A 24207-nucleotide genomic window follows, 5' to 3' on the forward strand; every position below is an offset into this window, starting at 1 on the left:
ACGCGACAGCCCTGAGGCGGTGCCGACGTTCCCCACGGCTTCTTCCTTGCCGATTCGCCCATTTCTCCCGAGTCGTCTTCGGCCAGGCGGCCTCACCGCCTACCGGTCGTAGCGCTCGGTCCATCCCACGGCGCGGGACGGCTTCGCCAGCGCTCCGGCTCGTCACCCTCGGCGCCACCCGCCCCTGACGAGGCCTCGATGTGTGTGTTGACGACCTGCGCGCCCCAGATCCTGTGGGCAAGCCTGCGCCGGCTTCTTCCTCGTCAGCTCGTTCGCGGTAGAGCTCGGTCGAGGAGGACTTCCGCTGCCGCCCACGCGTGTCGGCCGTAGTCCGCTTCGTCCAGCACCATGGCGCGGCTGGCCGCGCCGTCCGCGAGGGTGGCCAATTGCTGGGCGAGTGAGAGGGGGGCGCGGCAGCCCAGCTCCGTCACCAGGGCGACGATCAGTTCCACCATGCGCAGCTTCTGTTCCCGGGCGTAGGAGTGCACTGTGCTCTGCGGGTCGGGGAACTGCGCTGCGGCATCGATGAACGGACACCCGCGCACCGGAACCGCGTCCGGCACCGGCTGGTCGAACAGCTTACGGATCCGCTCACGCGGCGGGATGTCCTCGCGGGTCAGCACGCCTTCCAGCGTGGCCCCCGACAGCACGAGGCCCTGCAAGTGGGCGATGACAAGATCGTTCTTGGTGCGAAAGTGCGCGTAGAGCGTCCGCTTGGACACCGGCGCTTCCTTCGCGATCTGTTCCATGCCGGTCGCGTTGATGCCCTGGGTCGCGAACAGCAGGGCGGCGGCGGCCAGAATGCGCTCCCGCCCTCCACGTCCCCGCCGCTGGGCCGTCGTGGCCGTCGCACTCACGGTCGCATCCATGAACTAAGTATACGCACTCGTTTACTTTATCTGGGAGGTCACGCTAGGGTGGCGCCTGGATGTAAACGGTCTCGTTTACATAGGCTCTCCGTCACCAAGGAGTCACATGACCGAGTTCGTCCCCACTGAGCTGAGCGGCTGCGCGGAGAAGCTGATACGCGGCCGCCACGCGACCCGCGCGTTCCGTCCGGAAGCCGTACCCGAGGACACGATGCGCAGGATCTTCTCCCTGGCCGGCGCCGCGCCGTCCAACTCCAACGCCCAGCCGTGGCAGCTGGAGGTGGTGAGCGGGGCGGCACGTCAGCGCCTGAGCGATGCCTTGCGGACGGCCTACGCCGGGAGGCGCACCTCGGTGGACTTCCCATACTCCGAGGGGATGTACACGCAGGTGCACCACACACGTCGGGCGGCGTTCGGCGCCGAACTGTACGGGGCGCTGGGCATCGGCCCCGACGATCACGCGGCACGTGCGGCCTACGACCTGGAGAGCCTGCGCTTCTACGGCGCGCCACACGTGGCGTTCCTCTTTGTCCACGGGGACGGAAAGGCGCGGCTGGCCGCGGACGGCGGCGCCTACATGCAGACACTGCTCCTGGCGATGACCGCGTACGGCGTGGACAGCTGCCCGCAGGGGCTGTTGAGCTTCTACGCCGACACCGTCCGCGCTGAACTCGGCGTCACCGGAGGAAAACTGCTCGTCGGCATCTCCTTCGGCTACGCCAACGAGGCCGCACCGGTGAATCGAGTGAGAACCGAGCGGGCTCCAGTCGAGTCGACTACGGCCTTCCACGACTAGGAGACTGCTGAAGATCTTGCTCCGGCCGCCCGACTCACCCCGGATTGCCGGTAAATGTCAATCTGCATGAACTGGTGCAAGCCGGGCTCGATTTCAAGGTCTTCAGGACACTCCTAGGGCGTGTTTCGAAAGTCCCGCCTGGCCGACGACGCCTGGCACGCACTACCCCGTAACCCCGAGGGGGCACGGGAGGTGCCCCCCTCACCGCGTTGACAGCGTTCTCGAAGGCATCCAAGTACGGCCGGGCCATCCACAACGCCGATCCTCCGCCTTGCGATCGCACGCACCAGACACCGTCGGCCCCGCCCTCCGGGCGGACGGCGCCACTTTCACAACACGCCCTAGAGAGCATCCGTTTGAGTCACCGTCAACGGTCGTCGGCAGCGAGGTGGATCGTCGTGGCCACCCCGCTTCGGCGACCGATCGGTGGGGAGCAACGGCTCAATCCACGCCCACCGCACATCTGTTGGCGGCGCACCCCGTGCCAACCACCGACTGATCCGAACGACAGGCCCTGGCCCATGTGGTCGGGGACGCGAGCCCCGTACGGGACAGCCGTGCCGTCACCCTGCCCGACCGACGGCGCCTTCGGCGTCGGCTGACACGGTGATGGTCTCCTCGCCGTTCCGCGTCCCCGCCGGCGCGGGGGTGGCGCGGCGCGTCAGTCGGCGTACGTCCGGCACGGCCAGGACCGCAGCCGTCAGCAGGACGACCAGCGCCGAGCAGCCCCACAGTGCGTACGTGCGCCCGAAGGCGCTCTCCGCGGGTCCGGCGAGCGCGGTGGCCACCGGAATCATCCCGACCGAGCCGAGCATGTCGTACGCGGAGACCCGGGAGAGTTTCTCCTCTGCTATCTCCTGGTGCAGCGCGGTCATCCAGGACACCCCGAAGGCCTCGACCGACAGGCCCGTCAGGAACATCACCACCGCCAGCCCCGCGCCCGGCAGTGGCACCGCGAGCCCGGCGGCCGGCAGGGCGAGGGGAAAGACGCAGAGCGTGCCCGCGAGCAGCAGCCGCCGCGGCTTCCAGCGCATCATCACCAGCGCGCCGCCCACGGTGCCCGCGCCGAACGCGGCCAGTGCCAGGCCCCAGGGGCCCGCCCCGCCCAGCTCGTCGCGGGCGACCAGCGGCCCGTACACCGACTGGGCCGCCACGACGACCGCGTTGACCACCGCGAACTGGACGACGATCGCCCAGAGCCACGGTCTGCCGATGAACTCGCGCCAGCCGTCGCGCAGATCGCCGACCATCCCGCCGCCGGGTTTCCGTGCCGGGATGTGGCTGACATCGAGGAAGACGCGCAGCGCCCCGGCCACCAGGAAGGCGGCGGCGTCGACGGCCAGCACCCAGCCGGAGCCGATCACCGCGACGAGCGCCCCGCCCAGGGCCGCGCCGCCGATCCCGGCGCCGTGCATCGACATCCGGTAGAGGGCAAAGGCGCGGCCCGCCTGTTCGCCGTCGACACTGGACATCAGCATGCCCTCGGAGGCCGGGCCGAAGAAGGCGTGGCCCGTACCGCCCAGTGCGGCCAGCGCCATCATCTGCCAGAGCTGCGCGTCACCCGTGAGGACCAGGGCGGCGAAGGTCGCCTGCGAGACGCAGTTGAGGGCGTTGGCCGCGACCATCACCCGGTGCCGGGGCAGCCGGTCCGCCAGCGCGCCGCCGACCAGCAGGAAGAGAACGAGCGGAATCGTACGGGCCGCCGCCACGAGCCCCACGTCGCCCGCGTCGCCGCCGGCCTCCAGCACCGCGAACGCCGAGGCGATCAGCGCGCCCTGGCTGCCCAGATTGGTGGCGATCGCCGCAGCGGTCAGCAGTGTGTAGTTGCGGCCGGCCCACGCGGGGCGGTGAGGACGGTGGGCGCGTCGCGGGCCGGCGTCGGCTTCGGCGTCGGCTTCGGCGTCGGCTTCGGAGGCAGGGGTCACTCCCGGACTATCCACGCGGCCGGCGCGTCCAGCCAACCGGTTTTGCCGCCATCCGGTCAGGACGCCCCGGCCGGACGGACGGTGCCTCGGTTTCACCTGGTGCGGGCGGCTTCACGCGGGCGTTGTCATGGTGTCTGCGTCAAGAGGGCGAGAGTGTTGCGGCCGGGGGCCGCACCGGCCGTCGAGACCAACTGTCCTCCCGCAGGCCGTACGCGATCACACGTCCGAAAAGGGTCCCGGCCGACGAGCGGTACGCATGTGCCGTCGGCCGGTCCCGTGGACAGCGGAGAGGGCCGCGACGAGCCCCTTCCGGTTACGCGTAGACGTACAGCGCCCACCTGGCGCCGGTGCGGACACACGCGTGCTCGCCGACCTGTGTCTGGCCTGCCTCGAAGCACTCTTCGACGGTGTCGAAGTAGCCCACGAGGACAGGTGCTGACGCGGCGGCCGACGCGGGTGCCGCGACGGCACCGCCGGCGAACATGACGGCTCCCAGCGCGACGCCTACGGCCCAAATCCTGGTACGCATACGATTCTCCCCCTTTGGCCCGGTCTCCTACTCGACGGCAATCTCGCACAGGCGAACAAGTCGGACAAGACGTAAGGCCGTCGATGGCCGGATACCGCGCCCTTCTCCCCGCGCGTCCCGTACAACTGGCCGAAGTCGGGCGGTGGCAAGGTCCACACGACAGGCCCCGTACACGCGGGAGTGCCCCTTGCCAGCGAGCGGCCGCGCTTCCCGGCGGGCGGCGCCAGGCCCTGCGGGTGCCCGCCCGGCGTGCTGTACTGGCCAGATGAAGCGCAAGCACACGCGGGCCTTCGTCACGCGCGCCGCTCCGCCCGGCGGGGCGGCTTCCGAAAGCGCCGACGCCGCGCGGGCCGAAGCGCTGCGCGTCAGGGTGCGGCTCATGGTCGAGATCACCGCGCGAGCCGGGTCGTACCGGAAGGGGCTGGTCAAGGCCGCCGAACGCCTCAGCGCGGAGGAGGCGGTGATCCTCGCCGATCTGGAGCGGCACGGGCTACAGGTGCCGCAGTTGCGCGACGTGCTGCGCGGCGGTCATGTGCTGGTGGACGACCCGGAGCTGTACGAGAAGTGGCGGTTCGCCAAAGGCAGCCATCCGCGGCTGTCCAGCCACCACCGCGACATCGACAAGACGCGCTACCCGGACTTCGGGATGCGCGGACAGGTCGTACGGGAGAAACTGCACGGCCGCACGGCACAGGGCACCTGGGTGCAGTTGGAGAAGACCCCGGCCGCGTTCGGTGGGCCCAAGCTGCCCCGGCCGAGCGACCTGCGGCACTTGGTGGACTACGTGGTGTACAAGTTCACCGACAGCAACGTCGGCCCCTGGGGGACGTCGCGGATGACTGAGCGGCGCCCGCTGTATCTTTCGCCGGTTCTGACGGTGCCCACGTCCCTGACGCCGCCGATCGCGCGGTCTCTGACCCAGGCGCTGCACCGGATCGAGGCGAACGACGACGCCACTGCCGTGTCTCAGGATCTCGCGGCCCGGTTCCCGCCACCGGACCGGCCGGATCTGGCCGGCGAGCTGGGCCAGGCGCTGTCCGGCAGGGCCGGGCGGGGCCTGTTCGGCAACTCCGACGTATGGGTGACGCAGACCCCGTCCCGTACCGCCGCCGCACTTCTGCGCGAGACTCCCGCGGCGCCCGCGACGCCCGCCGCGGATGGGTGGCCGGCAGGAGGTCCGTCATGAGCGACGATCGACGCGGCACTCCTTCGGCGTCGACGCCGGGCGAGGCGTCCGTTCCTCCGGGGCTGGTCTCGGCCGTGGTGCATCTGGTGGACACCGGGCCGGTGCTGCTCGGTGCGTACACCATCGCCGAACTCACCGCCGTGGACGCGATCGTGGACTTCCTGGAGGCCCGGCCGTCGGACGACGAACTCACCGAGGCCGTCCGCTCGTTGGCCGCACGCCAACTGCTTCTGGCGGGCTCCTCGGGCGAGGAGGTCCAGGTACGGGGCGACCTGGGCATCGCCGTGGCGTTCCAGCAGCGGGCCAGGAAGGTGCTCGACGCCCGTACGACCGGAACGAGTCCGGGCGAGCCGTGGCGGATCCTGCTGCTCCCCCAGCCCGAGCAGATCTGCCTGATGGTCCGCATCGACGCGCTCGGCGTCCACCAGATCGGCCTGCACAAGCTCGACGAGGCGCTGCGCACGCTCACCGACTGGCTGCCCCGGGGCCAGTCGGCCGATATCGATCCGTCGATGGACGCCGATGCCGTGCTCGCCGGGTCGGAGCGTTCCGCGCTGGTCACCGTCACCCAGTACACCGCGCGTGGATCGGCCGAGACCGCGGGCACCAGCACCGACCTGATCCTGGCCCGCAACGAGGGGCGGCTGCACGCCCTGTCCCGGCACCCCCGGCACCGGGACAAGCTGGTGCCCGCCCCGGCGGGTGGCAGGGACAGCGTCCACGACAGGCTCGAAGACCTGCTGGCCGCGTAGGGCTGCCGGCGCGCGGCCCATACGTCAGCCGTCGTGGAACGTCTCGCCGCGCTCGGCCTTCTCGATCAGCGGCGCGGGCGGTGCGAATCGCTCGCCGTAGGTGGTGGCCAGCTCGCGGGTCCGTGCGACGAAGCCGGGCAGGCCGCCTTCGTATCCGTTGATGTACTGGAGCACGCCGCCGGTCCAGGGCGGGAAGCCGATGCCCATGATCGAGCCGATGTTGGCGTCGGCGACGGTCGTCAGGACGTTCTCGTCCAGGCAGCGCACCGTTTCGAGCGCCTCCGAGAAGAGCATGCGCTCCTTCATGTCGGTGAACGGCACGTCCGGAACATCCGCGTCCGGCTTGGTGAAGTGCTCGCGCAGACCCGGCCACAGACCGGCCCGCTCACCGTCATCGGCGTAGTCGTAGAAGCCGCCACCGCCGGCGCGGCCCGTCCGCCCGAACTCGTCCACCATCCGGTCGAACACCGCGTCCGCCGCATGCGGGGTCCAGCTTCCACCCGCCTCCTCCACGGCCAGCTCGGTCTCATGGCGGATCCTGCGCATGAGGGTGAGAGTCAGATCATCCACCAGCGACAGCACCCTGGCCGGGTAACCCGCCTGCGCCGCCGCCTGCTCGATGGAGGCGGGCTCGATACCCTCACCGACCATCGCGACACCCTCCTGAATGAACCGGCTGATGACGCGTGAGGTGAAGAAGCCGCGTGAGTCGTTGACGACGACGGGTGTCTTGCTGATCTGGCGGACGAGGTCGAAGGCACGGGCCAGGGCCTCGCCGCCGGTCCGTTCGCCCTTGACGATCTCGACGAGGGGCATCTTGTCGACGGGTGAGAAGAAGTGCAGGCCGACGAAGTCTTCGGGCCGGGCGACACCCTCGGCAAGGGTCGTGATGGGCAGGGTCGAGGTGTTGGAGCACAACAGCGCGTCGGGCGCCAGGAGGTCCTGGATCTCCTGGAAGACCCGGTGTTTGAGCGCGGTGTCCTCGTAGACCGCCTCGATGACGGCGTCGCACCCCGCGAGGTCCGCGAGGTCCGCGGTGGGGATGATCCGGGCAAGGAGCGCGTCGGCCTCGTCCCGGGTGATACGGCCCCGGGCGACCGCCCTGTCGCAGAGCTTGCCGGAGTACGCCTTGCCGCTGGCCGCCGCTTCGGTGGAGACGTCCCTCAGGACGACATCGATTCCGGCCCGCGCGCAGGAGTGGGCAATACCCGCGCCCATCATCCCGGCACCCAGGACCGCGACCTTGCGCACGGTGTGCGGCTTGAAGCCGAGGGGGCGGCTCGCGCCGGAGTTGACCCTCTGGAGGTCGAAGAACAACGCCTGGATCATGTTCTTGGCAATCCGCCCGGTCACCACTTCGGTGAAGTACCGGGCCTCGATGGTCTGCGCGGTGGCGAAGTCGACCTGCGAGCCCTCCACGGCGGCGGCCAGGATGTTGCGCGGCGCCGGATACGGGGCGCCGCCGGTCTGCTTCAGCAGGCTCGCGGGGAACGCGGGAAGGTTCGCGGCGAAGCGCGGGCTGGAGGGCGTGCCACCGGGGATCCGGTAACCCGTCACGTCCCACGGCTGCCGCGAACTCGGGTTCGCGTCGATGAAGGCCCGCGCCCTGTCCAGCATCTCCCCGGTGCTGGCGGCGACCTCGTGGACCAGCCCGCTGTCCAGCGCGCCGCTGGGCGTGTACTGGGTGCCCTTCAGCAGCACCTTCGCCAGCGCGTCCGCGATACCCAGCAGACGCACCGTGCGAACCACCCCGCCACCACCGGGCAGCAGGCCCACAGTGACCTCCGGCAGCCCGATCTTCGAGCCCGGCGCGTCCAGCGCCACACGGTGGTGGCAGGCGAGCGCGATCTCGTAACCACCACCCAGAGCGGCACCGTTGATCGCCGCGACAACAGGAACACCCAGCGTCTCGACGCGGCGCAGGTCGTTCTTCATGGCCATGGTCACCTCGAAGACACGCCGGGCGTCCCCGGGCCGGGCTCTGATCAGCTCGCGCAGATCACCGCCGGCGAAGAAGGTCTCCTTCGCGGAGGTGACGATCACGCCACGGATCGAGCCGCGCTCAGCCTCCAGACGGTCGGCGACGGCTGACAGGGAGTCGCTGAACGCCTGGTTCATGGTATTGGCGGACTGCGCGGGATCATCGAGGACGAGGGTCACAACACCCGTCTCGTCCCGCTCCCAGCGGATGGTGGTCAACTCGCTCATGCTGCTGCTCCGTAGCGAAAGGGGACAGTGGGACGGTCAGACGCGTTCGACGACAGTGGCAACACCCATCCCGCCACCGACACAGAGCGTCGCGAGACCGAACCGCTCGTCCCGGCGCTCCAGTTCATCCACCAGAGTCCCCAGAATCATCGCGCCCGTCGCGCCGAGCGGATGACCCAGCGCGATCGCCCCGCCGTTGACGTTCACCCGATCCAGCGAAAGCCCCATCTCCGCCACATCAGGAGGCGGCCCTCAGCCCAGCAACGCGGACTGCGGCCAGTCGGTCGGCGGGCCCGGCCACCCGCACCCGTGTTCGTCGAAGACGGCCACCCGTTCCACGGCCGCCGGGTCATCGGCGTCGCGCGCCTTGTACGCGAGCGCCATGGACAGGGCCGGGAAGACCTGAAGGTCCCCCACCACCCATCCGTCCGGGGCGACGGCGGACGCATGATCCACCCTGGCCCAAGGGGCCGTCGATGTCATGACTTCGACTGTGCGCAGGCTCGCCGACAGGCCGTGGCCACTGGCCTTCACCACGGCTTCCTTCCTGGTCCAGCAGCGGAAGAAGGCCGACTGGCGCTCTCTGTCCGCGAGTTCTGCCAGCAACTCGCGTTCAGCGGTGGACAGCGCGAAATCCCCGATGCCTTGGGTGTCCAATTCGCGGCGCTCCTCGATGTCAAGGCCCACGTCGACGGTGGCGATCGCGAGGGACCAGAACGGTCCGCTCCGCGAATGGCTGAACCGTAGTTGTGTTGAATCCGGCCGTACGATCACGGGTTTCCCGTGTGCGGAGCTGTGGCAGGTTACGCACGTCGCGGTGCCGAATTCGATATGGGCGGCATCGGTTCTCACGTAACGGGCGATGACGCGTCGCACCGAGGCGTGCGCTGCGGCGTAGTGAATTCCTGTGGCGCCCCTGAGTGTGCGAAGGCGGGTCAGTTCCCCAGGAGAGAGGAGGGCGAGATCTGCCTCGTTCATCTCGCCTCGGGACCGGCCCACCCAGATGTGAACGGCTCGACTCGCCCTGAGGTTCCCCCGTCATGCGGGAGCCGCTGATCAGCTGGTCAGCAGGGGTTGACGGGTGTTCAGATTCGTTGGTTCGGCCGTCGCCTGCTCGGCGTAGTACTTCTCTTCGAACTCGATCGGGCTGAGGAAGCCGAGGCGTTCCTGGATGCGGCGGGAGTTATAGAAGCCGTCGATGTACTCGAAGAGCGCGAGATTCGCCTCGGCCCTTGTCGTGTAGGTGCGGCCACGGATGCATTCGGTCTTGATGAGCATCCAGAGGTTCTCCGCGAGGGCGTTGTCGTAGGAGTCCCCGACGGAGCCCATGGATGCCTCAACTCCCACCCGCATCAGTCGAGTTGTGAGCCTGATGGACGTGTACTGACAGCCGTGGTCGGCGTGGTGAATGAGCTTGCCCGGCTCGACCTCGCGGGACGCGAGCGCGTACTCCAGCGTGGTCAGGACCAGGTCGGCGTCCGCGCGGGCGGAGGTCTCCCACGCGACCACGCGGCGGGAGAATGCGTCCCGGATCGCGGAGAGCCACAACGGTCCCTCGCCGGTGGAGACCATCGTGAGGTCGGTGACCCACAACCGGTTCGGCGCCGGTGCGGTGAAGTCCCGGTTGACCAGGTCCGGGGCGAGGCTGGCCTTGGGATCGCGGCGCGTGAAGCCCTTCCGCCGCGGGCTGATCCCCGCGATGTCGGCCTCGCGCATCAGGCGCTCGACCCGCTTGCGGCCCACGCGTTTGCCCTCGCGTCTGAGGACGGCGTGCACGCGCGGCGAGCCGTAATTGCCGCCGGATTCCGCGTGGATCTCCTTGATCCGCTTGGCCAGTTCGACGTCGCGGCGTCGCCGTTCGCACGGTTCCTTCTCCGCACGGCGCCAGCGGTAGTAGGTGGAGGAGGGGATGTGCAGTTCCCGCAGGACGCACTCGACTCCCAGGCGGGGATGCTCGTCAACGAGCGCTGTCACCTGGGCCGGGTCGGGTCGAGTTGCGCCGCGAAAAAAGCCGAGGCCGTCCGCAGGACGTCATTGGCCCGCTTGAGCTGGGAGTTCTCCTTGCGCAGGGCTGTGAGCTCGGCGCGTTCGTCGGTGGTGAGACGGTCGTCGCGCTCGCCGGCATCCGCCTCGGCCTGGCGGATCCAGCCGCGCAGGGCCTCGGGGTGCACACCGAGGTCGACGGCCAGCTTCTTGATCTGCGGCTTCGGCTCGGTGGTGCGGTACATCCGTACCGCACGCTCACGCAACTCGAGCGAGTATTTCCGGGGTGCAGCCATGGTCACAGGTCCTCTCATGAGTCCCATCTGACCTGCTGTCAGCTTCCTCCGCATCTCGGGGGAACCTCACCCTCAGTTCGTCGTGGCCGTACCGGCCGGGCACGAGGGTATTTTCCACCGGGCCGCTAGCCGATCGTCAGACCCGTCACGGCACGGCCGATGACGAGGCGCTGTATTTCCGAGGTTCCCTCGAAGATGGTGAAGATCTTTGAATCCCGGTGAAAGCGTTCCACCGGGTGGTCACGGGTGTAGCCCGCGCCGCCCAGGATCTGAATCGCCTGCTCCGTCACCCAGACCGCGGTCTCGCCGGCGACCAGTTTCGACATCGAGCCTTCGGCGTTGTCGAACGCCTTGCCGTTACGGGCCATCCAGGCGGCCCGCCAGGTGAGGAGCCGCGCCATGTCGACCCGTGTGGCCATGTCCGCCAGCAGGAAGGCGATGGCCTGGTTACTGCCGATCTTCCGGCCGAACTGTTCGCGTTCGCAGGCGTAGTCACGCGCGTACTCGTACGCCGCTCGCGCGATACCCACGGCCATGGACGCCACGGTGGGCCGCGACGACTCGAAGGTCTTGAACGCGGCCTGGTTTCCGGAGGACCTGCCTTCCCGTGCCGCTGCGAGCCTGGCGTCCAGCCGTTCCTCTCCGCCCAAGAGGCAGGACCCCGGTACGCGTACATCGTCGAAGAACACTTCGGCCGTATGCGATGCCCGGATCCCGTGCTTGCTGAATTTGCGCCCCTGCGTCAGGCCCGGCGTGCCCGGAGGCACGACGAATGTTGCCTGCCCCCGGCTGCCCAGCGAGCCGTCCACCGAGGCGACGACGACGTGCACCGCGGCGATCCCGCCGTTGGTGATCCATGTCTTGCCGCCGTTGATGACCCACTCGTCCTTCGCCCGGTCAAGGCGGGCCGTGGTGCGAATCGCCCCGACATCGCTGCCCGCGCCGGGCTCCGAGGCGCAGAACGCGCCGAGTTTCACGTCGTCGACCGAACCGAACATGGGCGGAATCCACTCGGCCTGTTGCTCCGGAGTGCCGTTGGCCAGGACGGACACGGCGGCCAGCCCCGTCCCCGCGAACGCCGTGGAGATTCCCGCGTCGCCCCAGAAGAGTTCTTCGAACACCACCGGCAGGCTGAGGCCGGTCTCCTCAAGCGATTGCGTGAAGAAGAAGTCCAGTGAGTACAGGCCTATCTTCGCGGCCTCCTGGATGACGGGCCAGGCGATGTCTTCGCGCTCGTCCCATTCGGAGGCCGCCGGTCTGAGCACGTTCTGGGCGAATCCACGAGCCCAGGTCCGCGTCTCGACGAGATCGGCGTCCAGTTCCATGTTCATGATTCTCCAGTGGGCGTCGGCCGGTGGTTACAGATTTCCTCGGCATGGAGTGAATGGAATGAGGGGAAGCCAACTCCCTCCGGAATGCCCGATGATCAGTCGCTTGGGGCCGCGGACGTTCACATGGTCCCTGTACGCGACGTCGATCAGGCGTGGTTCCTTGACCCTCTTGGCGAACGACCGCAGAAGGAGAGCCGCTTCGAGGCGGGCGAGGGGTGCGCCGAGGCAGAAGTGGATGCCGGCCGCGAATGCCAGATGGGGCACCCTTTCACGGGTTATGTCGAAGGCGTCGGGGCTAAGGACGCGGTCGTCTCGTGTCCGGCGACCAGCAGCAGGCCACAAGTGGTCATCACCTCAAGCTCGTTGAGGGTGTCGCCGCGCTCCTCGATCTGTACGAGGGGGGCCGCAGCCGGTCCCGCCCGGTGGTCCCGCCCTCCGTCAGGGAACGGTCCGTGCCGAGCCGCGTGTCCCGCAGTAGTCGCGCGCAAGCCGTGCTCACGCACTGTCACGGTGCTTCTCCTCTTGGTCAGTCGCCGAACGGCAGGACGTAGACGAGGTGGCGTGCCTGGAGGGCGAGGCGGTCCTTGCTGTCCCAGATCTCCACGTCCTGTTCCAGGAAGCCCCCCGCGTAGTTGTTCGTTCGCTGGGTGAGGCGGAGCCAGCCCGGGGCGGGCTTCGCCCGTACGTGCACCGCCATGTGCACGGTCAGGGGGAATCCGGCGGCGCCCAGGTCGAAGGTGACGGGCGGCAGGACGTCGGAGGCGAGGAGCATGGCGAGGGGGTCGGGTTCCCGGCCGTCCCTGAACCGCATCCAGCCGCTCGCCACTCCCCTGCCGGACGGTCCTTCCTCGTTCGACCATCCGCTCGTGCGGGGGTCGAGCCGCAGGTCGAGCCGTTCGTGGAGCCGGGACTGGGACAGCATCTCGCTGGTTGCCGTCTCGGTGCTGACGCACTCCTCGCGTGGGGGCAGGTCGGGGCCGGTGGCTGTGGTGAACACCTCGTCGTTGAGCGTGTCCAGGTCGCGGTACGTTCCGGTGATGCGGACCCGTTCGGTCTCCGCTCCCTTCTGGTCGGTCTGGATGATGGACGCCGTGCCGGTGGACAGTTGACGCCCCTGACGGACGATCGCGGTCCGGATCTCGGCCGGTCCGGGGGCCGAGCGGCTGAGGAAGTGGGCACTCAGCGCGAACGGATCCACGTGGGCCGAGCGCTCCGCGATCAGCCTGCCCAGGGACCGGGCCGCGACGGCGAGCACGAACCCGCCGTTCACATGCCCGTGGTTCAGCCATTCGGTACGGAAGTCCGCCTGGAACCGGTCGCCCGTGTCCCCGACCCGCCGGACGGCTGTGGCCTTGTCGAAGTCTGTCTCGGTCGTCACAAGCGGAGCTCCTTGCGGTGTTGCGGCAGGTCGGCGGTCCGGGAGGTTCCGCGGGTCGGTCACCCGAGATCGGTCATACCGGAGGTCATTCGAAGGTGATACGGAACAGGTTCGCGAAGCGCTTCTCGAAGGACTGGGCGGTGACCTCCAGGTAGCGCTCGTACTTGAGGACCGTGTCGGCGCCCGCGACCGCTTCGGCGGCGTTGCGGTTGTTCCTCAGGCGCTCCAGCCAGGTCCTGATCGTGCGCCCGTAGTGGGCGCCGTCGAAGCGCACCGCGATCGGGTCGAAGATCAGCTCGGCGGCCTCCAGGATCTCGGAGAGGCGGGGCGGTTCGGTCTCCGGGAAGATGTCGTCCGAGACGAAGGCGATGTCGCGGATGTAGGCGCGGTCGAGCTTGACGGTATTGCCCTTGCCGACCGTCTGGAGTCCGAGGCGGCCACCCGGGCGCAGCCAGGAGCGGCAGCTCTCGAAGAACGCCCGGTATCCCGCCACGCGTTCGGCGCGCGACAGGCCCCGCCGGGCGAAGTGCTCGAACGCCCCGATCGAGATGATCGCGTCGTACTTCCCGGTGGGCCGGTGGTCCATCCAGTTCTCCAGGCGGACGTCGCAGCCGGGCAGCCCGAGGGCGCGTGCGGCCTCCGCCTGCTCCTCGCTCAGGGTCAGGCCGACGGTCTCGCCGACGCCGTGCGCCTCGGTCATCCGCCGCAGGAGTCCGCCCCAGCCGCAGCCGATGTCGAGGACCCGGCCGCTCCCGGCGGCGTCGGTCTGCGCGACGAAGTAGTCCAGCTTGCGCAGTTGTGCGCTCTCCAGCGTGTCGCCGTCCTCCCAGAGCGCGCAGGAATAGATGCGGTTCTCGTCCAGCCAGAGCCGGTAGAACTCGTTCGATACGTCGTAGTGGTGCTGGATGGCGTCGGGAGAGGCGCCGTTGTAGTGCTCCGTCGTGCCCGCTGTTCCCATTCCCTCTCAACCCTTTCGCAGGAATAATCGATACGGTTGCGCGCGGTTCGGTGGGTCACCAGCGCACGACCACGACGCCGAAGCTCAGTCCGCTGCCGAGACCGATGAGGCAGACCAGGTCGCCGGCGCGCAGCCGCCCGGACGCCTCGGCGGCGGCCAACTGCTGGGGAATGCTTGCCGCGTTGGCGCAGCCGTACGCGTCGACGGTGATCAGCACCTTGTCGTCGGGGATGCCCAGGCTCCGGCAGAATTGGCGGGTGTAGGGGACGGAGATCTGGCTCACGCACACGACGTCGAAGTCGTCCACGGCCAGGTCGTTCTCCGCCAGGAGCTTGGTGATCAGGCTGAAGTCGGTCTCGGCCAGCGACCTGAGCATCTTCAGCGGCTTGACCTTGAGCCGGCCGATCTCCAGCCTGCCTTCGGTGTTGGTGGTCATCGAGGTGACCGAAGCCCGCCAGGCCCGGGAGTTGGCGCCCATGCGGTGGGCGAGGACACCGGGTTCGTCGCTCGCCTCCAGCAGCAGCGCGGCGCCCACGTCCGACATGGTGAGGGCGGCACAGCTCTCCACGTACTCCTGGACGCTCGCCACCGTGGTGCCCAGCAGCCGTGTCGGGGCCTCGCCGCAGGTGACGAGGATGCGCCGGTAGCTGCCCGCGCGGATGAGCGCGTCGCCGGTCTCGATGGCGTTGAGGACCGAGTTGCAGGCGTTCTTGAGGTCGAAGACGGGGCATGTCATGCCCAGCCGTTCGGCGACGATGTGGGCCGTGGCCGGTTCGAGGACGTCCCCGCTCGCGGCGGCGAAGACGACGAGGTCGATGTCGCCGGGCCCCAGGCCCGTCTGTTCGAACAGTTGGCGGGAGGCCGCCACCCCGAGGTCGGACGCCTGCCAGTCCACCGGGGCGACGTAGCGGTGCCGCACCCCGGTCAGCTGTTCGATCAGACCGCGCGGCAGGTCGAGGTGGGGGTTGCCGGCGGCGATCTCCTCCTCGACGTCCGTGACGGACAGCCGCCGCTCGGGCAGATGGACCGCCACGGCCCCGATCCGGGAGTGGAGCGTCATGACCGGTCGCTGTTCAGGGCTTCGACCACGAGCGCGGCGACCTGGCCGATGCTGCGGACGGCCGGGGCCTCGTCCTCGTCGAAGGTGATGTCGAAGTGGTCCTCGACCGTCAGCAGCCCCTGGAGGAGCTTGAGCGAGTCGACTCCGGGGAGGTCGAGGAGCTGGGTCGCGGCCGTCGCCTCGGACAGCGGGATCTTGAGGTGCTCCGCGATCAGCCCGCGCACCTCTTCGAGCACGCGTGCGTAGTCGGTGTCGCCGCCGCCGACCGCTTCGGCTGTGTGCTGGGTCACTTGGGTGTTCTCCGTTCTCTGGCTTCGGGTCAGCTCGACAGAGGTGCCGGCCGGTAGTCGTTCAACGCGGTCGCCAACACCGCCCCGGTGGCGCCGAGCTGGCGCAGCCGGAACAGGTAGGCGGCACCGTGCATGAGCTGTTCGGCCACCTCGGCCACCGTCCGGTTCTCCGCCGGGAAGAGATGGCTGTCCCGCACCCAGCTGTTGAACGCGCCCATGGCCGGGCCGCACCACACCTGGTAGTCCCGGATCCGGTCGGTCTCGCCGCGGCTGGCCCACCGCGCCGAGCTGCCGAGGTACCAGCGGAACACCAGTGCCATCTTGACCTTGGGGTCCTTGGTGGCGCGGTCGATGCGCTCGGGTGCCCGCTCCCCGAGGTAGTCGAGACACTCCCGCCACACCTCGTCCACGGACATGCGGAACACGTCCTTCTCCAAGCGGCTCAGCTCGGTGGCCGGGATGGCGTCGAGACCGTCGTACGTCCGGTACAGCTCGCGCAGCCGGGACGCGCGCATCGGGAACATAGTGCCGCTCTTGAGGACCTGGACGTCGGCGCCGATCTCGAACATGTCGGCGGCGGGCGCCATCGCGTAGTCCGCGACACCGGCCCGGGTGAGCAGTTCCTTGGCCTCCGACGACGTTCCGGCCTCCACGCAGCTCTGGTTGACCGAGCCGGTGACCACGTAGTCCGCGCCCATCGCGAAGGCGGCGGCCAGGCCCTCGGGGCTGCCCAGTCCGCCCGCCGCTCCGACGCGGGGCACCGACGGGTAGCCGAGCTCCCGGGTGATCCGGTCCCGCAGCCGCAGCACGGCGGCGGTCACCACGGTCGAGGGGCGCCGGTCGGTGTGCCCGCCCGAGTCCGCCTCGACGGTGATGTCGTCGGCGAGAGGGACCCGGCTCGCCAACTCGGCCTGGAGGACGCTGATCCGACCCGCTGCCACCAGCGCGTCGAGGATCTCCCGGGGCGCGGGCCGCAGGAACAGTTCGGCGACCTCGGGGCGGGACACCTTCGCGATGACGCGGTTGCGGGCCACGGCCCCGCCGTCACGGTCACGCTCCAGCCCCGCCACGCGGTAGCGCACCACTTCCGTGGTGAGGCCGAGGAACGCGGAGGCTTCCACCAGCCGTACCCTCCGGTCGAGGAAGAGGTCCACGGTGGCCCGCTCCAGGCCCGACTCGGCCGGGCTGTGGATCAGGTTGCAGGCGAAGGGCCGGCCGGGGATCTTCGACTCGAAGAGGTCCAGGGCGGACGCGATGCGGACCGGTGCGAGACCGGCCGCGCCGAACGACGCCAGCAGGCCCGCTTCGGCCATCGCGACGACAAGTTCCTCGGAGGCGATCCCGTTCGCCATCGCGCCCGACATGTAGGCCAGCCGCACCCCGTGCGTGTCGCGGAACGCGGCCGAGCCGAGCATGTCCGACGGGAACGGCGCGACGGACGCCAGGAGTTCGAATCCGCCCCCGTCCGTCTGTCGCCCGCCGCAGACCGCGCCGACCTCGTCCCCGTCGGCGACGATGTGACAGGCGTCATGCAGCCGGTGCAGCTCGCCACGCACTCCGGCGACATCGAATCTCGGGGCGCGTTCCCCCTGCCAGTTCGGCGTCCCGCTCATTTGTGCCCACCTCCCGTGACCACCGCGATGGCGATGTCGTTGAACGCGTAGACGCGCAGTTCGCCGCGCCAGACGTTGGCGTCCGCGATCAGCAGGACCTGACCGTCCTCCTCCCGTACGTCCTTGATGTGCGCCTCGAAGTCCAGCCGGGGATGTGTCGGCGCGAACTCGCCCCGGTAGGTCCACCGCATCTTGATGCCGGGCGCGTGGTCGAAGTGCGCGTCGGGCCGGCCCGAGGCCACCTCGGTGGCCATGGCGTAGGCCCGCAGGCCCGCGTAGACGGTCTCCGCGCCGAGCGAGCCCGGCATCACCGGGTCCTGGTGGAAGTGCAGCGGGAAGTACCAGTCGTCCGGGCTCAGGTTCCGGTGGCCGCGCAGATATCCCGCGCCGTGCAGGCCCCCGCCGGGGACGTACGTGACACCGTCGAGCATGTCCAGCCGCCCCGTGCCGAGGCGCAGCGAGTCGGTCCTCGCACGGAGTCCGTCCAGGTCGACCTCGATCGCGGCACCGGCCGGCAGCCGCGCCGAGTCCAGCCACAGCGGTACGGGCCTGCCCTGGTCCAGGCCGACGCTGCCCGCCCGCAGGTCGCTGGTGAAGTAGCCGGAGAGCTGTTCACCGGTGTGGAACACCTCACCGTCGACGGAGAGTTCCCAGTCGGCGCGGTGCAGGATCGCTCCGCCGACGGCGTCGTTGGACAGGATGGTGGCCCGCTGGAGAACCGTCTTCCCGCGCGGGTCGACCTGGCGCAGCGCGGTGGCGTGCCCGCCGAGGTTGCGCAGGTAGTACTCGGTGTCCGGGAACCGCAGGGTCGTGCCGAGGTAGTACGGTCCGAGCACCCCGGGCTGGACCCCGGCCTCCATGCAGGCGAAGTGCGGCAGGTAGGGCTGGTTGTTGTCGGTGAAATACCAGCTGTCCGCCGGGACGTCGTACTCCGACTCGATCACGTCACCGGGTTTGATGGCGCCACCGACCCCGTCGACGCGCATCACGCGGTCCACGAAGCACAGTTCACCGCTGGGCAGCCGGGGCACCCGGGGGCGATCGCGGCAGACCTCGAACTGCTCGCCCAGCATCGCGTGGTCGCCCCTGGCGACGTGCGCGATGTGCATCTCGTTGAGCACGGCGGGCTTTCCGGACGCGCCGCGCCGGCCCAGGGAGCGCGGGGTGCGCTCACCGTGGTCCGGACGGAAGTCGGTGCCCGGCTTCTCCACGATCTGGAACCCCACGTTGCTGATCCGGGCGACGGGCAACTCGTCGGCGTGGACGAGGACATCGGCGATGAGGAAGGGGCGGGGGACGAGACCGATGTCGACGATGTCGATCTCGTAGCGGATCCGACGGGTCGCCGGGTTGATCTGACCCCGCACCTTGGTCGTGGTCGTCAGCCCCTTGACGGGCTGGTACGTGGCGTCCGGCAGGCACAGATGAAGGCCGGCGTGCAGGCCGTACACCTGGAGCGCCTGCATGGCGCCCTCCGCGACGAGCGTGCCCGGCATCACCGGGTCACCGACGAAGTGGCTGGTGAAGTACCACTCGTCCGGGTCGAGCCGCTTGATCGACGTACACGAACCGAAGCCGTGCGCGCCGCCGGTCAGCTCCATCCGGGGCACTTCGTCGACCATCAGCAGCCGTGTCGGGTTGAGCCGCAGCGAGTGGTTGGCGCCGGGCGCCTGCTGGTACTCGGGGCCGAACACCTCCGCGAAGCGGCCTTGGGTGAGCTTGGCGATGTCCTCGCCGTCGAGTTTCGTACGGTCCGTCCTCGCCAGCGGTTTGAAGGCGGAGGCCCGCGCCGCGCGCCCGGCCGGTTCCGGCGCCGGCGCCGTGGATCCGGCGTCGCTGATGCCGCCCGCCTCGGCCAGCTCCCGGTCGGTGAAGAAGCCCGCGCAGCCGTCGCGCATGGTGAAGGCCAGCTCGCCGTCGACGAAGCAGTCGTAGTGGAAGAAGGTCAGGGTCGGCCCGCTGGTCCGCAGGACGTTGCTGATGTGGATGTCGCACCGGATGCGCTGGCCTTCGCGCACGGACGAGCCGTACGCGGTCAGTGACCCGTCGAGCAGCCGGTAGACGCGCTCGCCCTGGTTCTGGAGGTCGATCCCCAGATAGCTGATCAGCACCAGGTCGCACTGGCCCGCCTCGGCGAGCACACCGAAGGGCATCTGCCCGTCGACGCTGTACCAGGCGCCTTCGGGGACGTCGTACTCGGTGCGTATGAACGACGGTTCGAACTTGCCCAGTTCGCCTTCGAGAGCGGTCACCCTGCTGACGAAGTGGTAGGGCTCGGCGGGCAGTCGGACCCTGCGGGCGAACCGGTCGATCGGTGCGTACTCAGGGCCGAACACCTTGCTGATCTCGCCGTTGGCGAACTCGTGCAGATCCTGCTCGTCGAGGATCACGCCCTGCGGCTTCCTCCGCTCGCCGGGGGGAGCGGAGACGGCGGGAGGAGTTGAGACGCCGGGAGGAACGGGGGCGTCGGGAGGAGTTGAGACGCCGGGAGGAACGGGGGCGTCGGGAGGAGCGGGGGCGTCGGCTGCGGCGGGGCCGTCGCCCGCGGCCTGCCGGGGCTGCTCGGGTGCGGCCGCGGTGCGCCGCGGGCGGCCGGGGAAGGTGATGGCGGGCTGTTCCCCGGGGGCCCTGCTTGTCGGCCGCAGCCGCTGGATCGCTGCGCGGCTGTTCTCGGCCACGGACTCTGCCACCGGGGGTCCTCCTGGAGTGATCCGACGTACCGACAGCGCGGGCGTGGTGCCCTCGGGTGGTGCGGGTAGGTAGGGCGAAAGGGTGACCGGCAGACCGTGGGCCGCCAGCCGGGCCAGAACGCGGCCGATCCCGGATGCCGCGCTGGTTCTGCGCCGGTCCACGGATGCCGCGACATGGCTCCGGTCGCCGAGGATCTCCTTGATCCACCTGCTGCAGGTGCCGCCGGGTCCCACCTCGACGAAGTAGCGGTAGCCGCGCGAGTACAGCGTCTCGACCAGCCGTGGGAAGTCGATGGTCTGGCTCAGGGTCGCCGCGTTGTTCTCGGCGATCGGCGTGGCGCCGAAGTCCGTCAGGGGCGCGTAGCCGTTCGCGGAGTACAGCTCCACGTCGCTGACCGGCCGCGTCTGCCTGCGCAGGCAGTCGGCCAGTTCGGCCCGGTCCGGCAGCGGGCAGTGGAGCACATGGCTCACCCCGGAGGGCAGACTCCGGCAGCCCAGCGCGTCCACCACGGCCCGGCACTGGGCCGGGTCGCCCGAAATGACCACCTCCACCGGGGTGTTGACGTGGGTGACGAAGACGCGGTCGTACCCTCCGACGGCATCCCGGACCTTCGCCACGTCCTCGAAGAGGACGTACCCGGACCAGACGTCGGCGTCCGCCATGGCGTCCGGAAGCCGCCACGCCTCGCGGACGGCGTACTTGGGTCCGCTCAGCCGGCCCTGGAACACCTCGCCGAGCCGGGCGCGCTGCTCCGGCCCGTGCGACGCGGGGGAACAGGCGCCCAGGGCGTACAGCATGCTGGACTCGCCGAGGCTGTAGCCGAACGCGCCGTGCACGGGCACGCCCAGCAGGTGCCGCAGCGCCTGCGTCTGGAGCCAGGCGAACGAGCTGCCGATGTCCACCATGGAGGAGAAGTCCCGCATCAGCGCCGTGGCCGCGGCCGTCACCTGGTCACCGTCCGCAGGGCGTACGCGGCGCGGGAACAGCAGGTCGGCGCGCATCAGTTCACCCGCGTCCGCCACCGCGGCCTCGGCGATCGGCAGCAGTCCCGGAAGGGCGCGGAACAGCTCGGCGCCGACTCCCGGGTACGCGCTGAGCATGCCGGGGAAGACCAACGCGACCTTGCCCCCGCCGCCGATCGGCGCGGGCGTGTAGTAGCTCCCGGCCGGGGTGGTCCACTGCGTTCCGGCCTCGTGCGCCGCCGGCACCAGGGCGCACACCCGCTCGGCCTCGCGCCGCAGGACGTCGCGGTCGGCCGCGCAGAGCACGAGCCGGTGGACGTGCTCGGGCAGCGCGGCGACGTTCCTGGCGACCCGGCCGAGTGCGGCGCGGTCGCCCGTCGCGTCACGTACCTCGGCGACCCGGCGCATCAGCTCGGCGAAGTCCGCCCCGCCCACGGACACGATCAGCTGCCCGTGGACGTCCGGGCCTTCCACGGCCGTGACGTCACCGCGTACCGAGGCCGCGGACAGGACGACGCTGATGTGGGCGCCCCCGGTGCCGAGACCGCTCACCACCGCCCGGCGCGGCCCCCGGTGCGCGGCGCGCAGCCAGGGCCGGCTCCGTTCGGGCACGAAGAACGCGGAGTCCGACAGCAGGCCGGCGAAACGGTCCGACGGGCCCGACCAGCCAGGGACGGCCGGGAGGTGGGCGCGGTGCAGACAGAGCGCGACTTTGACGATGCTGACCAGCACCGCCGCCAGTTGGGTGTCCCCCACGTTGGCGGAGACAGCGCCCAGCGCCGTCGTACGTTCCCCACCGCCGTCCCCGCCGTCCCCGCCGTCCTTGGCTCCTGTCCCGTCCACGGCCCCGGCCCAGATCTGGGCGAGACCTTCCAGCTCGGCCGCGTCCTGTGCGGGAACGCCCGTCGAGTGCAGCTCGACGTAGTCCACCTCGCCCGGCGTCACCGAGGCGGTCTCCAGCGCTTCGAGCGTGGCCAGCCTGACCTGCTCGCCGTCGGTCGCGAGACCCACGGCCGGGGACGGCGCGTACCGGATCGCCAGCGCGTCGATCGTGGCGTACGCCGGGCGCTCCGGCTTCCGCCGGGCGCCCGCACGGGTGAGCAGCAGCGCGGCGGCGCCTTCGCCCGCCCGCCAGCCGTTCCCGCCGCCGAGCCCCAGTCCGGGCTCACCTCCGTAGGCGGCGAGCCCGTAGCGCGCGAGCATGTTCTCCACGTTGCCCGTGAAGTCGACCGCCCCGACCAGTACGGCCTCGACCGATTCGTCCAGGAGCATCAGCGCGGCCGTCTCCAGGGTGGTCGCCGCACCCGCGCTGTCGGCCGCCACCGTGAACGCCGGTCCGGTGAAGTTCCACAGCGACGAGATCCTCGTGGCCGTGATGCCCAGATAGCTCAGCACCGCGTTGGGCGACCAGCCGTCGCCGATGCCCCGCCGCGCCGCGTCCGTCAACTCGGCCACGGCCTCGGCGTCGCCGGTCAGCGCGAGCTCTTCGCAACGGCGGCGCACGGACTCGGCCACGTCGTGCCGTGCGGCGTAGGAGTGCCCCAACGCGTTCATCTCCGCCGCCACGATCACGGCCACCCTGCGGGCGGGCGGCTGTCCCCCGTCGTCGGCCTGTCGCCGGTAGCCGGCGTCCCGCAGGGCCTCTTCCGCCACCCGGACGAAGAGCAACTGCTGGTCGTTGAAACCCTCCAGGTCGATCGGCGGGACGCGCAGGCGTGCCGCGTCGCAGTCGAAGGAGTCGACGTACGCGCCGTCTGGCGGGGGGTGGCCGGGTGCGAGGCCGCGCCAGCGCCGCTCCGGCAGCGGCCCGAATCCGTCGCGGCCTTCGTACACCGCGCGTTCCAGTTCACCGACGTCCGTGAAGGGGCCGACGTGGCACCCCATGCCCACGATGTCGAGCTTCGGCAGCGCACGCGGCTCCTCCGCCGCCGCGTCATCGGCGACATCGGCGACATCGGCGACATCGGCGACATCGGCGACGGGTTCGGCAGGTTCGGCGAGGACCACGTGGGCGTTCGTCCCGCCGAACCCGAAGGACGACACCGCCGCCCTGCGGGGCTGCCCGCTCTCCGGCCATTCGGTGGCTGCCCGCACCAGCCGGCCCCGCGCGTCCGCGAGAGGTTCGGTCACACCCGGGGTGGGCGGAATGACCCCGTACCGCATCGCGAGGATCGTCTTGATCAGTCCGGGCATTCCCGCCCCGGTCAGCAGGTGCCCCAGGTTGGACTTGACCGAGCCGAAGTACGGGATGGTGCCGCCGGCGCCGAAGAACTCGTTGATGCCGGACAGTTCGACGCCGTCGCCGACCTGCGTACCAGTGGCGTGGCACTCCAGGTAGTGCACGGTGGACGGGTCGGCGTCGGCGTCCTCGTACGCACGCCGATAGGCATCGACCTGGCCGGTGCGCTGGGGTACGAGCGTGTGCCGGCCCGCACCGTCGTTGGTCAGGGCCGAGCCCTCGATGACCGCGTGGACGCGGTCACCGTCGCGCCGGGCGTCCGCGAGCCGCTTCACCACCAGCATGCCCGCGCCCTGGCCGGTCAGGGCCCCGCTGGAACGGGTGTCGAATGGCTGGCTGCGGCCGTCCTCCGGGTAGGCCCGCAGATCGGAGAAGGCCAGGTGCAGGCCCACCAGTTCCTGGCCGCCCACCGCGCCCGCGAGCATCACATCGGCCCTGCCGACGGACAGGTGGTCGCAGGCCAGCTTGAGCGCGTACAGCCCGGAGGCGCACGCCCCGTCAACGGCGAGTTGGGGACCGGCGAGACCCAGTGCCGCCCCCACGACGCGTGCGGGCATGCCCCCGACCCACAGGTTGTGCGCGGCGGCCAGCGGATCGCCACCGCTCGCGCCGGGCGTCGGCGCGTGGCTCGTACCGGGCGTCAGTGCCTCGCCCGGGTCGAACCCGGCCTCGGCCAGGCCGCGACCGACCGCGGAGAGCCACAGGTCCGATCCGCGCCGGGTGGACAGCGAGGACGGAAAGCCCGCGTTCCCCAGCACGACTCCCGTACGTCCGGCGAGGCCCCCGGCCGGGCGCCCTACGTCGTAGCCGGCGTCGCTCAGGGCGGCGCGGGACGCGTGGAGCGACCATTGGAAGATCCGGTCGAGTGCGCGAAGGTAGTCGGCAGGCAGGTGGTAGCCGGTGGGGTCGAAGGTGAAGTCGCGGACGAACCCCCCGCGGGTGCTGTAGATCCGGTGCTTGTCCCCCGGTCGGGCCGCCGGTCCGCCGGGCGGGCCGCCCCGCTCGAAGATCTCCTTCGTGCCGTCGTCGCGGCTGTCCCGGCCTTGGCACAGGTTCTGCCAGAACTCCTCCAGCGTCGCGGCTCCGGGGAACAGACAGCCCATGCCGACGATCGCGTACCTCTGCCCGTGCGCCATCGCCG

General features: G+C 70.2%; 17 protein-coding genes and 2 pseudogenes. 4 read left to right on the forward strand and 15 right to left on the reverse strand.

Features of this window, described 5'->3' with window-relative positions; translation table 11 throughout:
• Positions 1-263: 263 nt before the first annotated feature.
• Entirely contained in the window at positions 264-869 is a 606-nt protein-coding gene (locus OG700_RS01240; RefSeq protein ID WP_405607512.1) for a TetR/AcrR family transcriptional regulator, read from the reverse strand.
• Positions 870-975: 106 nt separating this feature from the next.
• Between OG700_RS01240 and OG700_RS01245 the strand changes: the two genes are divergently transcribed.
• On the forward strand, positions 976-1665 hold the full coding sequence (locus tag OG700_RS01245) for a nitroreductase family protein (RefSeq protein WP_405607515.1): 690 nt from the start codon (positions 976-978) through the stop codon (positions 1663-1665).
• Positions 1666-2228: 563 nt separating this feature from the next.
• Here the strand turns inward: OG700_RS01245 and OG700_RS01250 are convergent.
• Positions 2229-3482, reverse strand: a complete 1254-nt coding sequence (locus OG700_RS01250; RefSeq protein ID WP_405621364.1) for an MFS transporter — start codon at positions 3480-3482, stop codon at positions 2229-2231.
• A 421-nt stretch (positions 3483-3903) separates the two neighbouring features.
• The gene (locus tag OG700_RS01255) at positions 3904-4119 is read right to left on the reverse strand and encodes a hypothetical protein (RefSeq protein WP_405607518.1); all 216 of its coding nucleotides are present in this window, start codon (positions 4117-4119) and stop codon (positions 3904-3906) included.
• 265 nt (positions 4120-4384) lie between these two features.
• Here OG700_RS01255 and OG700_RS01260 point away from each other — a divergent pair, with 265 nt between their 5' ends.
• Together OG700_RS01260 and OG700_RS01265 are read left to right on the forward strand one after the other, a co-directional pair.
• A complete protein-coding gene (locus tag OG700_RS01260) occupies positions 4385-5305 on the forward strand; it encodes a hypothetical protein (RefSeq protein WP_405607521.1) in 921 nt (306 codons plus the stop codon).
• The gene (locus tag OG700_RS01265; RefSeq protein WP_405607524.1) at positions 5302-6057 is read left to right on the forward strand and encodes a hypothetical protein; all 756 of its coding nucleotides are present in this window, start codon (positions 5302-5304) and stop codon (positions 6055-6057) included. The genes OG700_RS01260 and OG700_RS01265 overlap by 4 nt, the downstream gene beginning before the upstream one ends.
• A gap of 24 nt (positions 6058-6081) precedes the next feature.
• Here OG700_RS01265 and OG700_RS01270 read toward each other — a convergent pair whose 3' ends face one another.
• From OG700_RS01270 to OG700_RS01280, 3 genes and pseudogenes are all read right to left on the reverse strand, one after another.
• Positions 6082-8265 carry a 3-hydroxyacyl-CoA dehydrogenase NAD-binding domain-containing protein gene (locus tag OG700_RS01270; RefSeq protein WP_405607527.1) on the reverse strand — a complete coding sequence of 728 codons (2184 nt, stop codon included), beginning with the start codon at positions 8263-8265 and terminating at the stop codon, positions 6082-6084.
• A gap of 36 nt (positions 8266-8301) precedes the next feature.
• Positions 8302-8502, reverse strand: a pseudogene (locus OG700_RS01275) (acetyl-CoA C-acyltransferase); the annotation flags it as partial.
• A gap of 15 nt (positions 8503-8517) precedes the next feature.
• Positions 8518-8940, reverse strand: coding sequence for a 4'-phosphopantetheinyl transferase family protein (locus tag OG700_RS01280; protein ID WP_405621366.1), 423 nt, complete (start codon positions 8938-8940; stop codon positions 8518-8520).
• Here OG700_RS01280 and OG700_RS01285 point away from each other — a divergent pair.
• Positions 8904-9005: pseudogene (locus tag OG700_RS01285) on the forward strand (hypothetical protein); the annotation flags it as partial. The gene OG700_RS01280 and the pseudogene OG700_RS01285 sit on opposite strands and share 37 nt — an antisense overlap.
• A 316-nt stretch (positions 9006-9321) precedes the next feature.
• Here the strand turns inward: OG700_RS01285 and OG700_RS01290 are convergent.
• The 9 genes from OG700_RS01290 to OG700_RS01330 form a co-directional block, all read right to left on the reverse strand.
• Positions 9322-10239 (reverse strand): IS3 family transposase, encoded by a 918-nt coding sequence (locus OG700_RS01290; RefSeq protein WP_405607530.1) that lies wholly within the window; start codon positions 10237-10239, stop codon positions 9322-9324.
• Complete coding sequence (locus OG700_RS01295) at positions 10236-10544, reverse strand: transposase (protein ID WP_283472008.1); 309 nt, start codon at positions 10542-10544, stop codon at positions 10236-10238. Before OG700_RS01295 ends, OG700_RS01290 begins: the two co-directional genes overlap by 4 nt.
• Before the next feature lie 125 nt (positions 10545-10669).
• A complete protein-coding gene (locus tag OG700_RS01300; RefSeq protein WP_405607534.1) occupies positions 10670-11875 on the reverse strand; it encodes an acyl-CoA dehydrogenase family protein in 1206 nt (401 codons plus the stop codon).
• Between the two features lie 526 nt (positions 11876-12401).
• The gene (locus OG700_RS01305; protein ID WP_405607537.1) at positions 12402-13253 is read right to left on the reverse strand and encodes a thioesterase family protein; all 852 of its coding nucleotides are present in this window, start codon (positions 13251-13253) and stop codon (positions 12402-12404) included.
• Between the two features lie 85 nt (positions 13254-13338).
• On the reverse strand, positions 13339-14211 hold the full coding sequence (locus OG700_RS01310) for a class I SAM-dependent methyltransferase (RefSeq protein ID WP_405607540.1): 873 nt from the start codon (positions 14209-14211) through the stop codon (positions 13339-13341).
• A 55-nt stretch (positions 14212-14266) separates the two neighbouring features.
• Positions 14267-15271, reverse strand: coding sequence for a 3-oxoacyl-ACP synthase III family protein (locus OG700_RS01315; protein WP_405607543.1), 1005 nt, complete (start codon positions 15269-15271; stop codon positions 14267-14269).
• Positions 15268-15561 (reverse strand): acyl carrier protein, encoded by a 294-nt coding sequence (locus OG700_RS01320; protein WP_405607546.1) that lies wholly within the window; start codon positions 15559-15561, stop codon positions 15268-15270. The genes OG700_RS01315 and OG700_RS01320 overlap by 4 nt, the downstream gene beginning before the upstream one ends.
• A 29-nt stretch (positions 15562-15590) precedes the next feature.
• Entirely contained in the window at positions 15591-17174 is a 1584-nt protein-coding gene (locus OG700_RS01325; RefSeq protein WP_405607549.1) for a PfaD family polyunsaturated fatty acid/polyketide biosynthesis protein, read from the reverse strand.
• Positions 17171-24202 (reverse strand): beta-ketoacyl synthase N-terminal-like domain-containing protein, encoded by a 7032-nt coding sequence (locus tag OG700_RS01330; RefSeq protein ID WP_405607552.1) that lies wholly within the window; start codon positions 24200-24202, stop codon positions 17171-17173. Before OG700_RS01330 ends, OG700_RS01325 begins: the two co-directional genes overlap by 4 nt.
• Positions 24203-24207: the final 5 nt, after the last annotated feature.

Origin of the sequence: Streptomyces sp. NBC_01508, from assembly GCF_045040315.1 — a bacterium.
Lineage (GTDB): Bacteria > Actinomycetota > Actinomycetes > Streptomycetales > Streptomycetaceae > Streptomyces.

Bases quoted from the DNA above. Each gene is read 5' to 3' on its own strand.
- OG700_RS01240 (WP_405607512.1), bottom strand. From the start codon at position 869: ATGGATGCGACCGTGAGTGCGACGGCCACGACGGCCCAGCGGCGGGGA.
- OG700_RS01245 (WP_405607515.1), top strand. From the start codon at position 976: ATGACCGAGTTCGTCCCCACTGAGCTGAGCGGCTGCGCGGAGAAGCTG.
- OG700_RS01255 (WP_405607518.1), bottom strand. From the start codon at position 4,119: ATGCGTACCAGGATTTGGGCCGTAGGCGTCGCGCTGGGAGCCGTCATG.
- OG700_RS01260 (WP_405607521.1), top strand. From the start codon at position 4,385: ATGAAGCGCAAGCACACGCGGGCCTTCGTCACGCGCGCCGCTCCGCCC.
- OG700_RS01265 (WP_405607524.1), top strand. From the start codon at position 5,302: ATGAGCGACGATCGACGCGGCACTCCTTCGGCGTCGACGCCGGGCGAG.
- OG700_RS01270 (WP_405607527.1), bottom strand. From the start codon at position 8,265: ATGAGCGAGTTGACCACCATCCGCTGGGAGCGGGACGAGACGGGTGTT.
- OG700_RS01295 (WP_283472008.1), bottom strand. From the start codon at position 10,544: ATGGCTGCACCCCGGAAATACTCGCTCGAGTTGCGTGAGCGTGCGGTA.
- OG700_RS01300 (WP_405607534.1), bottom strand. From the start codon at position 11,875: ATGAACATGGAACTGGACGCCGATCTCGTCGAGACGCGGACCTGGGCT.
- OG700_RS01310 (WP_405607540.1), bottom strand. From the start codon at position 14,211: ATGGGAACAGCGGGCACGACGGAGCACTACAACGGCGCCTCTCCCGAC.
- OG700_RS01315 (WP_405607543.1), bottom strand. From the start codon at position 15,271: ATGACGCTCCACTCCCGGATCGGGGCCGTGGCGGTCCATCTGCCCGAG.
- OG700_RS01325 (WP_405607549.1), bottom strand. From the start codon at position 17,174: ATGAGCGGGACGCCGAACTGGCAGGGGGAACGCGCCCCGAGATTCGAT.
- OG700_RS01330 (WP_405607552.1), bottom strand. From the start codon at position 24,202: ATGGCGCACGGGCAGAGGTACGCGATCGTCGGCATGGGCTGTCTGTTC.